The sequence below is a fragment of the Mycolicibacterium canariasense genome (assembly GCF_002101555.1).
Taxonomy (GTDB): Bacteria; Actinomycetota; Actinomycetes; order Mycobacteriales; family Mycobacteriaceae; genus Mycobacterium; species Mycobacterium canariasense.
The window spans coordinates 93,715-109,365 of record NZ_LQOL01000064.1 but is presented as its reverse complement, the minus strand read 5'-3'; the positions used below and the strand labels follow the sequence as shown (position 1 = coordinate 109,365).

Sequence of the window (15,651 nt, the reverse complement as noted above, 5' to 3'; positions counted from 1 at the left end):
TCATAACGAGACTTAAAAGACATCAAAGCGCCCTCAGCGCCCGGACGTGCATAAACAGTCACGGTTGATCTCCTGCCATGAGACGACGAAAGTGTGTCGGTCGTCACTCAATGTACGAAGAGCAGGGTTGCAGCACCGTTGCAACCGGCAGGCGGTCAGCCGAGTTCGAAATCGAGTCCGGCCAGATGGCCGCCGGCCTGGGCGCGGCCCACCGGGTCGATCGACGCGCTGTTGCGCAGCGCCTCCCACCCTTCCCGGTCGTCACGCCCTTCCGGCATCTCCAGCCAACGCCGCAGGGGCGCCATGTCCCCTCGGGAACACTCGGCCAGCACCGCACCCCGCATGCTCGCGGACACCTGCATGCGTAATCGGGCGATGGACGGCGACACCGACTGCGGCAGCAACGGGCCGTGATAGGCGTTCAGCGCGGCCTCGACGTCGCCGAGATCGAGCGCGTCGAACACCTCGCCGATATCGGTGGTGATGGGCGCCAGCAGCCGGTACGGCCGGGACGCCAGGTACTCGGCACCGATAACCTTGCGCAACCGGGACATCTCGGCCCGGACCGTCACCACGTCCAGGTCCTTGTCGTCGAGCAGCACGGCGAGGTGATCGGCGGACAAACCTTCGGGGTGCCGGCTGAGCAGGACCAGGATGTCGGCGTGCCGGCCGGTGAGCATGGTGGCCCGCAGGTGGCCGTACACATCGGTGGTCACCCAGCGCGGCCGGTCCGAACCCAGCACCACCAGGTGCGGCTTGCGGGTGGCCGGTTCCGGCGCGCACCCCGTCAACCGCAGCAGCGCGAGGTGGCTCTCTACCGCCAGCGCGGTCGCCCTGACCAGCGCCAACGTCTGCGACGACGCCGCCTGGGGACCGCCGGTCAGGTCGATGGCACCGAGCAGCGCGCCGGTGCCGGGATCGTGCAGCGGCGTCGCGGTACAGCTCCACGGCTGCACGACGCGGGAGAAATGCTCCGACCCGCGGATCTGCAGCTCACGGTCCAGCGCCAGCGCCGTGCCCGGCGCGTTGGTCCCGGCGCTGCGCTCGCTCCAGTCGGCACCCGGCACGAAGTTCATCTGTTCGGCTCTGCGGCAGGCTTTCGGATCGCCTTCAACCCAGAGCAGGGTGCCGTCGGCCGAGGTCACCGCGACGACGACACCCGCATCCATCGCGTCCTCGACGAGGAGCCGGCGAATGACGGGGAGCGCGGGCGCCAACGGATGCGAATCACGCAACTTCGCGATGCCGGACGCCACCGCCGCGGGCCGGGCCCGGTCGAAATCCGGGTCGACCCCCTTGGCCAAGCTGCGCTGCCAGCTCTTGGCAACGACCGGCCGCACCGTCGTGGGTTCCAGCTCAGTGACATCGACCTCGCCGGCCACGAAAAGCTCGTGCACAGCACGCAGCTCCCGAGCACTCGGACCCTTGATCGTCCTCACAAATGATCACGCTCCCGATCACGACCGGTCGCCTCACTGCCTCGGCCGCATCCCACACCATAGCGCCAATTCGTGCCGACCGGCACAAACCCGTAAGGGTCGCGGACTCCGCCCATCGCGAGTGGCATGTCGGACAGGACATTTGACTACGTTTGTCATGTCGGCACCTGCACCTCAACGCCCCCAGGCGTTGGCGGCCTGCCGATCGGTCGCGGCGATCTCGTCCGCGCCGGCACGCACGGCGTTGCCCAGACGGAAGAGGATGTCCTGCAGTGCCGACGCCGATTGATCCCAGCGCAATTGTTCGTCACGGTAGGCCTCGGCTGCCTGGCGGGTCCAGACCTGCTGCAGCGGGGCGATCTGGGCGCGCAGATCCTCCAGCGCCGCGCTCAGCCGCGCCGAGGTGGTGTGGATGTCCTGACGCACCGAATACTCGATCTCGTCGAAATTGTAGGAAAGCGTGCTGTCCATGATGGCTCCTTACAGGTGGTTGATGACGGCGCCGATCTGCTGCGAGTGACTCTCACCGGCCTCGCGTAGGGTGCGTTCGTTGAGTCGAATGGTGTCGGCGATGCGCGCCAGGGCGGTGTGCAGCGCCAGCGACTCGGCGTTCCACCGGTCGACGACCTCGCGGAAGCGCAGCGCCGCGGCACCACCCCAGACCGACGGCGGGACCGAACCCATCCGGCCGATGAACGCTGCGAGCATGGTCCGGATTTCCTCGTTGCGGTGGTCGATCTGCGCCGCGACCGCGTGCATGAGATCGAAATCGGTGTTGAGCGAAGCCATCTGCCGTCCTCTCGTTGGATGCCCTTACTGTGATTGGACGCCGGCGACGCCGGTTAGGTTCCCGCCATGTCACGAAATCCCGTGCGCGGACCGGATCACCTCGTCGCAGACCGCCACCATCCGCGCGGCCTGACCGGGCGGGCTCTGACATCCCACGGCAATCCGTACGGCGCCGTCGAGAAAGACGGCCCAGTCGATTTCCCGTCCGGCTCTGGTCTCGGTGTAACCGATGACGGTCCGGCCGCCACGCTCCACCGCTGTCCGCAGCGCCGTGAAAACGCCGGGATCCTGGCGCTGCAGCGCGGTGTCGAGCGTCGCCGCCGTCGCGGCCAGGTCGGCTTCGGCCCGGGACTGCACGATGAGCACGGCGCGGTTGCCGCCCGGCTCGACGGCTTGTACACGGCGGGAACCGGCTCCCGCCGTGATCCGTTCGACGGTCCAGCCCGTCGGCACCCTGGCCGCCACCCGCCCTTCGACGACCGATACCGTTGTGCCACTGTCCGGTTCATCGGGCAATGCCAACGTGGTTGCCGATACCGCCAGCAGCCCGGCGGCCACGATCCACGGAAGTATGCGGCGCGACGAGTCACCGGCCGCCGTGGTGGTATCGGCCCACCCGGTGGCGGCCCGGGACAGCTGCCGGTCGCCGGTGATGGCAACGTCGGTGCCGCCGCGGCGCAACCGGGCGGCGATATCGGTCGCGACGGTGCGCGCACCGGCCACCGCGGTGGGCACGTCGACGAGCACCGACGCCGGTCCGCCGAGGCCGGACACCACCGCATCCGCCGGATCGGCCTGCCGCGGGACCACCAGCGCCGCGGTGTAAGCCCCGTCCGTCAAAGCGCCCGCGACGACGAACTCGTCGGCGATCTCGATGAGCACCTCGACATCGGGGTGTGCTCGCCGGTACACCTGCGGCCGTTGCAGCACAACCACTTCCGGACAGTGTCCGGCGGCCGCGGCCCGGACCCGATGCAGCCTGGCGGCCGGCCACCAGCCGGGACAGATCAGGACGATCTCGCGGGGGCCGTCGCCGGCGGCGGTGCCCACGATGTCACCCAGTACGGCGTCCACCTCGACCACCCGATCGTCGACGACGGTGTGCCGGTCGTCCAACGCGGCCAGCCCGGCCCCCACCAGCTCCGCCGGCACCGCACAGGCACCGCGCACGGTCGCCGGACCGAAAACGACAGGCGTGGCGATCATGGCGGGTCCGCCCAGACGATCTGGACCCGTTCGTCCGGCGCCCCGCGGACACTGAGCGTCGCGCGGCCGGGAGGCAGCCGAACCGGCCGGGCGGAGCCCAGCAACACCCCCTCTTCCGGGCCCGCGCTCATCATCAGGCCCGCGCCACCGAGTTCTCGCAACCCGGCCAGGAGCGGGTCGAACAGGGCCCGCGCGGCCCCACCGGACCGCCGGGCCACGATGACGTGCAGGCCCAGATCCCCGGCGTGCGGCAGATATTCGAGCAGCGGCCCGAGCGGGTTGCCGGAGGCGGCAGCGACCAGGTCGTAATCGTCGACGACGATGTAGATGTCGGGTCCGGACCACCAGGACCGGTCCCGCAACTGTTGCTGTGTCACGTCGATCCCGGGCCGGCGCCCGCGTAACCGCTGCAGGACCGGCTCCAGCCGGGCCTGCACGGCGTCGGCCGAGATCGCGTAGCCGGCGAGGTGCGCGGATCGGACCACCCCGAGCAGGGCGCGCCGGTAGTCCACGATGAGCAGCTGCACGTCGTCGGGACCGCCGGAGCGGGTCAAGGCCAGGCACAACGCCCGCAGCGCGGCCGTCTTCCCGCAGCCGATGTCGCCGAGCACGATGAGATGCTGGTGGTCCGCGAAATCGATTGCCACCGTTTGCATTGCGCTCTCCCCGATGCCGATGGGGACGGCACCGGGGCCGGTGGCCGCGGGTGCACCGTCGGGCCAGGTCAGCATGGTCGGTAGCACCTCGATGCGCGGTGCCGCCGAATCGCCGTGCCGCGCGCGCAGCGCCTGGACAGCCGCTCCGGTGTCCAGGCCGAACAGGGTCGGTCGCGCGATCAACGAGAACAGGCCGTCGCGGGTGAGGCAGGTACCGGGGCCGCGGTCCACGAGCAGCCGGGCGCGTTTGCGATCCGTCTCCGATTCGGCGGGCTCGCCGAGCCGTAGTTCGATGCGGGTACCGAGCTGATCCTTGAGTGCCGGCCGCAACTCGGCCCACCGCGACGCCGCGATGACGACGTGGATGCCGTGCGCGAGGCCCTGGGCGGCCAGCGCGGTGATGGCGTCCTCCAGACCGTCGCACACCTGGCGCATGGCGGCCCACCCGTCGACCACCAGGAACACCTCGCCCTGATCGTCAGGCAGTTTCGCCTCCCGCCGACAGAGCAGATCGTGCAGGTGCCGTACGGCGCGCCGGGCCAGTTCGGCATCGGCACGGCCGGCGTAGACGCCGGTGTGCGGCAGTGCCTCCAGCGGTGCCAGGGCACCACCGCCGAAGTCGAGCAGGTAACACTGGACCTCGCCGGGACCGTGGGTGGCGGCCAGTCCCAGCACGATCGAGCACAGCGCGGTCGATTTCCCGGAGCGGGTGGCACCGACCACCGCGGCGTGACCGGTCGCGCCGGTCAGGTCGAGCAGCAGGGGGTCGTACCGTTGGGCGAACGGGTTGTCCACCAGTCCCACGGGTACCCGCAGCGGCCCGGCGCCGTGCGCGCGGAGCAGGTCGCCGAGCGGCGGCGACTCGGCCAGCGGGGGAAGCCACACCCGGTGTGCCGGCGTGCCGTGGCCCGCCATCCGGTCCAGGACGGTGTCGAGCAGCGTGGACCGTCGCGCCGGATTTCGCGCCGACCGGTCCGGCACCGGCGCCGCCGTGAACGGGCGCACCGCGGCGGCCGGTGTGTGCACCGGCGTGGTGAGGGGACCCGAGACGAACGCGGTGTGGAACCGGATGGTCTCGCCCGTCGGTGTGCGCAGGTACGCCGCCCCCGGCGCGGCGGGTAGCTGATAGGCATCCGGGATGCCCAGCACCGCACGGGATTCCCCGGTCGAGAAGGTGCGCAGACACACCCGGTAGGACAGGTGCGTGTCCAGTCCCCGCATCCGGCCTTCGTCGAAACGCTGGCTGGCCAACAGCAGGTGCATGCCCAGCGAGCGGCCCACCCGGCCGATGGCGACGAAGAGATCGGCGAAATCGGGTTGTTGGCTGAGGAGTTCGGAGAACTCGTCGACGACGATGAACAACACCGGCAGTGCCGGCAGATCGGCGCCGGCGGCCCGGGCGCGCCGGTAGTCGTGCACGCCGGCCAGGTTGCCGGCGGCCCGCAGCAGTTCCTGCCGCCGGTTCATCTCACCGGTCAGCGCATCCCGCATGCGGTCCACCAGGTGCGCCTCGTCGGCGAGGTTGGTGATGACGGCCGCCACGTGCGCGGCCCGGTGCAGGCCGAGGAAGGTGGCACCACCCTTGAAATCGATCAACGCCAGATTGAGTTCGTCGGGTGGATGGGTGGCGATCAGACCGAGGATCAGCGTGCGCAGGAACTCCGATTTCCCCGAACCGGTGGCGCCGATGCACAGCCCGTGCGGCCCCATGCCGCCGTGCGCGGCCTCCTTGATGTCGAGCGTGACGGGTTCGTCGCGCTCGCCAGGTGCCGTCGCGAAGCCGATCGGTACCCGTAGTCGATGCTCGTCCGCCCGCGGCCGCCACCCCTGGGCCGGATCGAAATCGCCCGATGCGACACCGATCAGTTCGGGCCAGCCCGGCGCCGCGCTCCGCGCACCGTCGGGCGCCTGCCCGGCGATCCGCCGGGCACACCGCAATGCCTGCCCGGGGCCGAGTTCGTCCGGGCGGCAACCGGCGGTGATGGCGATAGGCGCCGCACCGACATCGAACCGCGTCACGCCGGCGGCGACCGAGGTGTCCGAGACATCCACGCCGTCCACCACGATCACCGTTCGCACCGCACCGAGGGCTGCACAGGCACCCTGCGCGGCGGCCAGGTCGGTGAAGGTCAGCCGTCGCGGCCCGGCGCCGTCGAGCACCAGGGGATCCCGGTGGTGCGGCAGCCATTTCAGCCAGTCCCAGTGCGTGTCACCGGGTGGTACCACCGCGGCGATCCGGACGTCGGTCGGCCTGTGCCAGGTGGCGAGTTGACAGAGCATGGCGCGCACCGCGCTCCGCGACACCACCGGATCGGAGTGGGTCGATATCCGGTCGCACTCCCCCACCGCGAACGTGACCGGGACGCCCTCGAGCAGCGCCCACCGTTGGAGCACATCCCGCAGTGCGCCCTCGGTCACCGGGTCGGTGTCATCGGTCGAGCCGGGCTCCGGGGCAATCAGCGGGGTGGCCAGTGGCGCGGGGCCGAGACCGAGCCTGATCACCCCGAAATCCGGATCGCCGGGACGCCGCTCCCACATCCGCGGCCCGCCGGCCACGGTCCACAATGCCGCCGGGTCGGGATGCCTCCAGTGCAGCCAATCATGTTGTCGGCGTGCGGTCTCCGCTACGTCGTCCACGATGCCGTCGAGGTAGCGCAGGTAACCGCACCGCGCGGCATTGACCTCGGTGGTGCGGCCGCGGAAGGTGTGTGCCAGCGTGCCCATCGCCGAGGCCAGCATCATCACCGGGAAGAGCAGGAACATCGGATTGCGTGCGGTGCCCTGACCGGAACTCAGGTACACGGCGGCCATCCCGCCGATCGCCACCAGCATCACCACGGGCAGCAGCCGCGTCAACGGGTTGACCGGCTGGACCGTCGGCAGGTCGGGCGGCCGCCGCAGCTCCACCGCACCGGAGGCTGGTACAGCCGGCTCCACAAGTCCCACACCATGTTCGACGCAGCGGTGCGCAACCAGGTTCCGTCGGATTTTGGTGCACGGAGTACGGGCCGCCGCCGGTTACCGTCAGAGACGTGCAGGACTCGTGGTGCCGGGTATCGGTTGCCTACGCGGGCGCCGTGACCGATCTGGTGTTCTCGGCGGATATGGCCGTGGGCGCGGCGCTGCCCGACATCGTCGAACTGGTGGTCGCCCCGGACGCCCGGTCGGGCCGGAGCTGGCACCTGTGCCGACCGTCCGGTGATCGGTTGGACGAGGACATGACATTGCGCCAGAACGGCGTTCGCGACGGTGACGTGCTGGCCATCTCCGCGTCACCGGTGCCGGTGTTCGCCCGGCCGGCCGGCGATTTCGGCACCGTGGCCACGGCCGAGGCACCGCCACCGGGGCCGTGGGCGGCCGCGGCGTGGGCGTGGGGCGCGACGGTCGTCGCCGTCACCGTCCTGGGCTCGGTGCTGATGTGCGGGCTTCCGGTGGTGGCGTCGGTGGCCGCCGCCGCCGGCATCGCCGCGACGGCCGCCGTGGCCGCGCGCCGGGCGCCTACCCCACCGGTGGCCACCGCGGGCAGTGTGGTCGCGGTGGTGTTCAGCGCCGCCTCCGGATACCTCGCCGTCGGGACCGCAGCGCCCGTACCCGGGGCGTTGCTGGCGGTCGCCGCCGGTGCGTCGTCCGCCGTCCTGCTGGCCCGGCTGACAACTGCCGACACGGTACTTCTGACCGCGGTCGGGACCTGCGCGGCACTGCTGGCCACGGCAGCCGCCCCGGCGGCGCTGTGGGCGACCGGGCTCAGTGTCAACGCCGCGGTCCTGTGCGCGGCCGCCGTCGGCACCCTCGGCGTCGCCGCCCGGTTGGTGATCGTCGTGACCGGGCTGAACCCGGCGTTGCCGGGCCGCAACGACATCCGGGTCACCGGCCGGCGCGCCCGGCACGCGCGGCGGGTGTTGACCGGGATCGTCGGCGGTGCTGCCGCCGCGGCGGCGGTCGGCTGCGTCCTGCTGGGGATCGCATTCGCCGGCCGGGCGGCCGAACCGGTGCTGGCGGTGGTGGTCACCGGTGCGGTGCTGCTGCGCTGCCGGCTACATGCCGACGGCCGGTGCAAGGTGGCCCTAATCACCGGCGGATTGGCCAGTGCCACTGCCACTTCGGTGCTGCTGCTGCGCTGGATACCGGCGTACGCCGGCTGGGTGAGTGCCGTCGTCGCGGCGGTGGTCGCGGTGATGTATGCGCAGCGAAGCGCGGCGACCCCGTCCATGGCCCGCGTCGTCGACATCGTCGAGGTGGCGTTGCTGGCCGCGGTGGTCCCGGCGGCGGCGTGGTGCGCGGGCATCTTCGGTACGGTCCGCGCGCTGAGTCTGCCGTGGTGACCCGAGCGCTCGTCGCCGCCCTGCTGGCCATCGGTCCGGCGCTCGCGCCACCGGCGGCGCGAGCGATCACCCCACCGGCGGTGGACAGCGGTTTCTTGCCGGTACCCGGCCCGGCCGCCCCGCCGTATCCGACCGAACCGTCGGCTCCGTGCGCCATATCTGGATCCACCGTGTCCGGCCGCGTGCCGGATCGCCCGGATCTGCGGTCGGTGTGGGCGGTGACGCGCGGCGCCGGGCAGACCGTCGCGGTCATCGACACCGGCGTGGCGCGGCACCGCCTGCTGCCGCATCTGGTGGCCGGTGGTGATTTCGTGTCGACCGGGGACGGGACGCAGGACTGTGACGGGCACGGCACCATCGTCGCCGGGCTGATCGGCGCGGCACCCGACGACGCATCCGGGTTCAGCGGCATCGCCCCCGAGGCGACCATCATCGGGATCCGGCAGTCCAGCAGCAAATTTCGTGAGGCGGGTGGCGGTGCGGGCGTGGGTGACGTCGACACCCTGGCGGCGGCCGTGCGGCTGGCGGCGGATCTCGGGGCGACCGTCATCAACATCTCCTCGGTGGCGTGCCTGGCGGCCGGTGACGCACTGGACGACCGGGCGCTGGGCGCCGCACTGAGCTATGCGGTCGACGTCAAGAATGCGGTGGTGGTGGCCGCCGCGGGCAATGTGGGAGGCCACGGCAGCTGTCCGAAACAGAACCCCGTTGCCACGACCGGGCCGGCGCCGGACTGGCAGCGGGTGGACGTCGTGGCCAGCCCGTGCTGGTACGACGATCAGGTGCTGACCGTCGGGTCGGTGCGCGCCGACGGCACGGCTTCCGAGTACAGCCTTGCCGGCCCATGGGTCGACGTGGCCGCACCCGCCGAAGGCGTCGTGTCGCTGGATCCGGACGGTGAGGGCCTGATCGACCGAGCCCCGGATGACGCAGGGATGCAGCCGATTTCGGGCACCAGCTACGCCGCCCCGGTGGTCGCCGGATACGTGGCGTTGCTGCGTTCGGTGGCACCGCACCTGACGGCACGCCAGGTGATGAAACGGATCGAGGACACTGCGCTGCCCGCCGCGGCGGGCTGGAACCCGCGGACGGGTCACGGCATCGTGGACATTCGCAGCGCTCTGGACGGGGTCGGCGCCGCGGCCCCACTACCGGCGCGCCCCGTGCCGGGGGTCGCACCGACGGCGCCGGCCGACCCAACCCACGCCGGCCGGTTCGCGGCGGCAGGGGCGGCACTCTGTTTGGCCGTCGCGGTGGCGTCCATCGCGACCGGCCGGCTACGCCGGCGCCGTGATGGCGTCCCGCTGGACTGACGCGCGTGCGACACCGAGCGCGGGACCGCGAGGTAGCACGGCGAGCACCGGCCACGGGCCGCTGACGGCGTCCTCGGGCATCCCCAGGCTCGATGCGGACTCCTCGTCGTCGATGCCGTAGGCGACGCCGGCCCGATCCACCAGGAACAGTGGCCCCGTTGCGGCGCCCGCTCCCGCGGCACCGGTCGCGTGCACGTAGGCACCCTCGGTGTTCACGACCGCGTCGATGCGCGGGCCCGCACCGTCGGCCTGTGCCAGGACGACGGGACGGAGTTGCGGTGGAAGGCTTTTACGGGTCGATACGGTGACCTCCGGGGCGGTGCCCGCACCGCCGGGCACCCAGCGGACGCACACCTGGGCTGTGAGATCGGCACCGGCGGGTACCGCGGCGGCACGCGGAAAATGGTCGAGCGGAAGGGAATCGACCACGGGTACGTCGGCGATCCGGTCCGCCGGGACGGTCTGCACACGGTTGTCTTGATGCACCGCGAACCGGATCAGATCCGCGGCGACCTGCCCGATGCGTTGCACACCGGTGGCCAGCACCAGGTAATGGTCCGGGGCGGCATCGGCGCGGCGCACCTGCAGCACGGTGCCCACCGTGCTGGCCGGCAGTTGCGCCGGACCGGGTCGGCCTGCCCCGTCGATCACCGGTGCGGTGAGCGCGTCGACCGCGGGCACCAGGTTCAGCAGAACGGGCGAGATCGGCAGTGGTTCAACACCTTCCAGTCGTAGCGCGCGGACCGCCGGGCGATCCCGCAGATCGACCGCGGCGCGGCGGCCCTCGAACAGCAGATAGACCGCGGCCGCGCTCTCCCCGACCGGACGGACCAGCAACGGTGCCGCAGGCCCGTCGTCGAGTGCGGCGCCGATGATCACCGTGGTGGCCTCGCCGTCACACACCGTCCACGCCGCGGCGGCCGCGGAGGCAATCGGCGGCAGGGTGGCCGGCGCCCCGGGGATCCCCATCGACGGACCACGTTTGGCCGCCGCGATGCTGGCGGCACTGACCAGAGCCGGCGTCGCGGGTGTGCGCGCGATCAACCGGGCCGAGGCCAGGTTCAGCGCCGGATGCAGGGTGTCGCCCACCCGCACGTACACCTCGCCGGACTCACGGGCGACGACGATCTGGGTGGATCCGACGGCACCGCGCGGTGTGACCACCGAAAGCGCCACGCAGATTGCGAGTCCGATGGCGGTCAGGACCGCCCCTGTCGCCAGTGCCATCGACTGTGCCCGGATCGGGTCGTCGAGCATGCGGGTGTCGCGACACACCAATGCGTATTCCATGCGCCGCACAAGAAAGCGGTGGCCGCTGGCGAGCAGCCGGGTCGACGATCGCCCGTCCATGTGTTTCCCCCGGTGTCGACCTTAACGGTGCGACGGCGCAGTCAAGCGCACCAATTTACTTGCGTTTGCACATAACCTCCCTTTGCGAGGATCATCCGACGGCTCGCGAGATCCATGCTCATCAGCCACTCTCACACCGTGGGAAACGTTAAGCTGACGCATTGCGGCCGTACAGGCGGGAGCGGCCAGACGGCGTGGGAAGGCAGCGTCACGAGAATGGAACCGACGCGGCAGTGAAGACCCCGATACTCGATTTCGACGGACGGGTGGTCGACCGACGGCAGGAGCTGACCGACCTTCGCGAGGCCGTCGAGTCCGCGGGGCGAGCCGCGGGGTCATGCGTCCTGATCAGCGGTGTGTCGGGGGTCGGCAAATCGACACTGGTCCAGGCATTCGGTACCGAGGTATCCGAACGGAACTGCGTCTTCGCTTACGGACGGTGTCGTGACGGAGCGCCCGCGCCGTACACGGCGCTGGGCGAGGCCCTCAGCGCGCTGGTGTGCACCATGGAGTCCACGCCGGCCGCCGAACGCAACCATTGGCGCTCGGCAGTGATCAGTGCGACGCCGCCGCTGTCGGACGTGCTCGGTGCCCTGGTGCCCGAACTGCGTCACATCTCCACGCGGGATGCGACAGCCCCGGCCCCGACATCGCAGGCGGCCGATATGCGCCGCCGATTGCACCGCGCCGTCATCACGCTGCTTTCCGAGACGGCGGCCTTCCGCCCAGTCGTGTTGACGATTGACGATCTGCAATGGGCCGACGGCGATTCGCTGATGTTCCTATCCGAACTGTTGACGGTGTCGTTGCGCAACGTGCTGCTGGTCGGCGCGCATCGGGCCGGCGAATTCGAGCCGAGCGAAGCCGGTCTGACGGCGCCGACGACTCAGCGCATCGACCTTGCCCCGTTGTCCCGCCCCGACATCGAGGAACTACTCGCCGGCGTGAGCGGGCCCAGCGTCGAGTTGAGTCACGTCGCCAGGGAGTTCCATCATCGGACCGACGGCAATCCGTTGCAGGTGCGGCAATTGCTGTACCACGCCCAGCAGGCAGGCGCGCTCGTTCCGGTCGGTCCCGAAGGCCGGCCCCGGTGGGACCTTCGCATTCTGAGTTCGATGGAAATGTCGGCGTCGGCCGCGGAATCCCTTGGCCGCTACCTCGACCAGCTCCGACCGGTCGACCGGGACGTGCTCAGATCGTTGACCGTGATCGGCAGCGAGTTCGACCTCGCGGATGCCACGACCGCGGCGGCCGCCCCACCGGACACGGTGGCACAGACGCTGTGGACCGGCCTCGAACTGCGGTTGATCGAAGCCCTCGACCGGGACGGTAAGCGGATCGGCAACGCGATCAGCCATGAAGCGCGCTACCGATTCAGCCACGACAAGGTGAAGGAGTCGGCCCGCGAAGGGCTCTCGGCAGAGGACGCCCGGCACACCCATCTCCGGATCGGCCGGCGGCTGCTGGAGCTCGGCGACGACCGGCTGTTCGAGGCGGCCCGCCACGTCGGGCTGGGAGGTAGCGCCGCGACCGACGCCGGGGAGCGCTTGCGCTTCGTGGAGGTGCTGCATCGCGCAGCGAGCAAGGCCAGGGTCCAAGCCTCGTTCCCGCTGTGCCTGGAACACTGCCGCAATGCACTGGACCTGTTGGGCGAGCAGCGCTGGTCGACGAACTTCGACCTGACCCTGCAGCTGCAGCTCGAGGCGGCTGAGGCGGCGTTACTGGTCGGTGATGTGACAACGTTGCACGACCTGCTCGACGAGGCCGAAGAGGTGCTGCAGGACCCGGCCGACCGCGCCCGCCTCGCCTATCTGCGCCTCAAGGGCCGAGTGGCGCAGAACCGCATCCAAGAGGCCTTGTCGGTCGGGCTGCGGGCGCTCGACGAGCTCGGCGAGCCGCTCCCCTCCGATGCCGGCACGCCCCGAATAGTCAACGCGCTGGGGCGGATGAAACTCACCACGCGCCGGTGGAGTACCGAGCAACTCTTGCAGTTGCGGGCATGTGAGGACCGCCGGGTCATCGAGGCGCAACGCATCCTCGCCGAGTTGCGCAGCATGTCGTATATCGCGCGGCCCAATCTGTTCCCGCTCATCGTCCGTAAACAACTATCCCTCAGCCTCGCGCACGGCCACACCCCGTCGACGCCGTTGGTGCTGGTGAGCTATGGCGTGCTGCTGGTGATCGCCGGTGACCGCACCGGCGCCCAGCGCTTCGGCGAGGTCGCCCTGCAGTTGACCGAGCGCGCCGAGTTCCGACAAGCGCGGCCCGAGACCTTGTTCCTCTACCTGAACTTCATTCGGCATTGGCGCCACCCCGTGCGCGACGGTCTCGGCCAGGTCCGCGACGCCGTCACGGCGGCCCTCAACCAGGGCGATCAGGAGTACGCCGGATTCCTGGTCACCGTGCTGCTGGCGCAATCGTTCTGGGCGGGTACCCCGACGACCGAAATCGACACCATGGCCCGCTCGCTGATCCCACAGATCCGGTCGCAGCCGGTGCCCAGCACGCTCAGCCAGGCCCTGCACCAAATGTGCCTGAACCTACTCGGCCGCAGCGAGGACCCGATGCTGGTCGCCGGCGAGAGCGGCTACGACGAACGCGTGATCGTTCCGGCAGCCCGCCACGAAGGCGACGAGGTCACCTTGAGCGTCGCGGCCGATGTCAAACAGGGTCTTCATTTCTGGAGCGGGGACTATGCCGGGGCCGTCGCCGTGACCGAGGAGGTGATGCAGCACCTGGCCGGAACGGTGGGCACCACTGGCTTGCAGCTGGTGCACATGGTCAGCGCGCTCAGCCGGATCCACTGCGCTCCGGGCGACCGCGCGACCAAGAAAGCGGTGCACGAGTCGCTTGAGCTGCACCGCAAATGGGCGGCCGAGGCACCGGCGAATTATGCCGCACCGTGCGCGCTCGTCGAAGGGGCCTGGGCGCGGGCGCGCGGACGGCATCGCGACGCCGAACGGCTCCTGGACACCGCCATCGAGCTGGCCGACGAGCATCAGCTGCCCTTGATCGGCGCGCTGGCGCATGAGGAGGCGGCCGAGCTGTACACCGATACCGGCCGGGCCCGATTGCACGAGCACATGCTGCGGTCGGCCTACCAGCGTTGGCTGGCCCTGGGCTTCACATTGCGGGTCGACCGACTGGCCCGCCGCCACCCGTGGTTGCTCAGCCGCGAGTTGGTGCAATCCGGAGCCGGGATCGACCCGGTCGGGGCACACCACCTGGTGCGCACGCTGGCGGCGGCGCGAACGCCGGACAGCCTGGCCAAACTCACCCTCGGCGCCGCCGCGGACATGACGGGTGCCGATCGGGTGCTGTGCCTCACCGGCGAGCCGGACCAGCTGACCGTGCGCGCCGTCCATCAGGGTGGCGTCACCACAACCATCGACGGGCCTTGGACGAAGGTCCCCTACGACACGTCGGTGGTGCGCCGCGTCATCGCGACCGGAGCGCCGCTGTGCCTGAGCTCCGAAACATCGATCCTGGCGGCACCGATCAGGTTGCAGGACAAGACGATCGGTGTGGTGTACGCCGAGCGAACCGGAGCGGGCCCACACTTCAGCGCCCAGCACGAGGAAGCGATGGCCTTCCTGTGCGCGCAGGCGGCGGCACCACTGTGGAATTTTCAGCTCGAAGCCCAGCTGCGCGCCGCCGACGAGCACCGTCAGTCCCTGATGGATGTCCAATCCCGGTTCGTGCCCAACGAACTGTTGCGCATGCTGGACATCGACGACGTCCGCAGGGTGCACAGCGGGTACCGCGTCGAGCGGCAGATGACGGTGCTGGTGTCCGATATCAGGGGATACACCACGCTGCTCGAGGATATGGACGTGCTGGAGGCCAACACACTGGCCACCGGGTTCCTACGGGCGGTGGAACTGCCGATCGTCGCCTGTAACGGCATGATCCAGGACATGCGCGGCGACGAGATCCTCGCCGTGTTCGAGGGCAGCCCCGATGATGCGGTTCGGGCCGGTCTGGGCATGCTCCGCTCGTTGCGAGAGCACAACGGTGACCGGTTGGCGCACGGCTCCGAGGAATTGCGGGTGGGCATCGGTATCAACTCCGGGGTCGTCGGACTCGGCCTGGTCGGCGGTGTCAACCGGATGGTGCTCAGCACGGTCGGCGATGCCGTCAACCTGGCCGCACGGATCGAAGGCACCACCAAGCGCTACGACGCTGCGCTGCTCATCTCCGATGCCACCTACGCCGAACTCTCCGATCCCGCGCAGTTCTGCATTCGCCGGATGGAGCGGGTGATGGTGGTCAACCGCCGGCAACCGGTGACCATCTACGAGGTCTACGACGAAGATCCCGAGGATCTCCGGGCGGCCAAAATGGCGGCCCAGCCCGTCTTCGACGAGGCTTTCGACCTCTTCGACGCCGGCGACGTGGACAAGGCCCGCGCCGCCTTCGAACGCTGCCACCACCTACTACCCGACGATGCGGTGGCCACCCTGCACATCGCGCACTGCGACGCCATGCAACGAGGGGAATTGACGCCTGGCCAGGACGTGGCGCTGCGCCAAAAGTACGCCGATTGACCGACACAACTCCCACCCGGGAAACGGCG

Annotated in this window: 9 protein-coding genes; 3 read left to right on the top strand and 6 right to left on the bottom strand. The window is 70.3% G+C overall.

Translation table 11 applies throughout. The annotated features are described in order from the left end of the window. Positions 1-155 precede the first annotated feature (155 nt). The 5 genes from AWB94_RS23480 to eccCb form a co-directional block, all read right to left on the bottom strand. Entirely contained in the window at positions 156-1,397 is a 1,242-nt protein-coding gene (locus AWB94_RS23480) for a helix-turn-helix domain-containing protein (protein WP_084395329.1), read from the bottom strand. Between the two features lie 216 nt (positions 1,398-1,613). Beyond that, positions 1,614-1,910 (bottom strand): WXG100 family type VII secretion target, encoded by a 297-nt coding sequence (locus tag AWB94_RS23475; RefSeq protein WP_062658171.1) that lies wholly within the window; start codon positions 1,908-1,910, stop codon positions 1,614-1,616. Between the two features lie 9 nt (positions 1,911-1,919). Then, positions 1,920-2,228, bottom strand: coding sequence for a WXG100 family type VII secretion target (locus AWB94_RS23470; protein WP_062658172.1), 309 nt, complete (start codon positions 2,226-2,228; stop codon positions 1,920-1,922). A gap of 69 nt (positions 2,229-2,297) precedes the next feature. Further along, positions 2,298-3,434 carry a type VII secretion-associated protein gene (locus AWB94_RS23465; protein ID WP_062658173.1) on the bottom strand — a complete coding sequence of 379 codons (1,137 nt, stop codon included), beginning with the start codon at positions 3,432-3,434 and terminating at the stop codon, positions 2,298-2,300. Then, positions 3,431-6,997, bottom strand: coding sequence for a type VII secretion protein EccCb (gene eccCb / locus AWB94_RS23460; RefSeq protein WP_307188183.1), 3,567 nt, complete (start codon positions 6,995-6,997; stop codon positions 3,431-3,433). Before eccCb ends, AWB94_RS23465 begins: the two co-directional genes overlap by 4 nt. Before the next feature lie 125 nt (positions 6,998-7,122). Here eccCb and eccD point away from each other — a divergent pair, with 125 nt between their 5' ends. Next, the gene (gene eccD / locus AWB94_RS23455) at positions 7,123-8,412 is read left to right on the top strand and encodes a type VII secretion integral membrane protein EccD (protein WP_165605361.1); all 1,290 of its coding nucleotides are present in this window, start codon (positions 7,123-7,125) and stop codon (positions 8,410-8,412) included. Continuing rightward, positions 8,409-9,725 (top strand): type VII secretion-associated serine protease mycosin, encoded by a 1,317-nt coding sequence (mycP, locus tag AWB94_RS23450; protein ID WP_084395332.1) that lies wholly within the window; start codon positions 8,409-8,411, stop codon positions 9,723-9,725. The genes eccD and mycP overlap by 4 nt, the downstream gene beginning before the upstream one ends. Here the strand turns inward: mycP and eccB are convergent. Further along, entirely contained in the window at positions 9,690-11,075 is a 1,386-nt protein-coding gene (eccB, locus tag AWB94_RS23445; RefSeq protein WP_062658177.1) for a type VII secretion protein EccB, read from the bottom strand. The genes mycP and eccB overlap by 36 nt on opposite strands. Before the next feature lie 245 nt (positions 11,076-11,320). Between eccB and AWB94_RS23440 the strand changes: the two genes are divergently transcribed. Next, positions 11,321-15,622: an AAA family ATPase gene (locus AWB94_RS23440; protein ID WP_062658262.1), complete on the top strand. Its 4,302-nt coding sequence runs from the start codon at positions 11,321-11,323 to the stop codon at positions 15,620-15,622. The last annotated feature ends 29 nt before the right edge of the window (positions 15,623-15,651 follow it).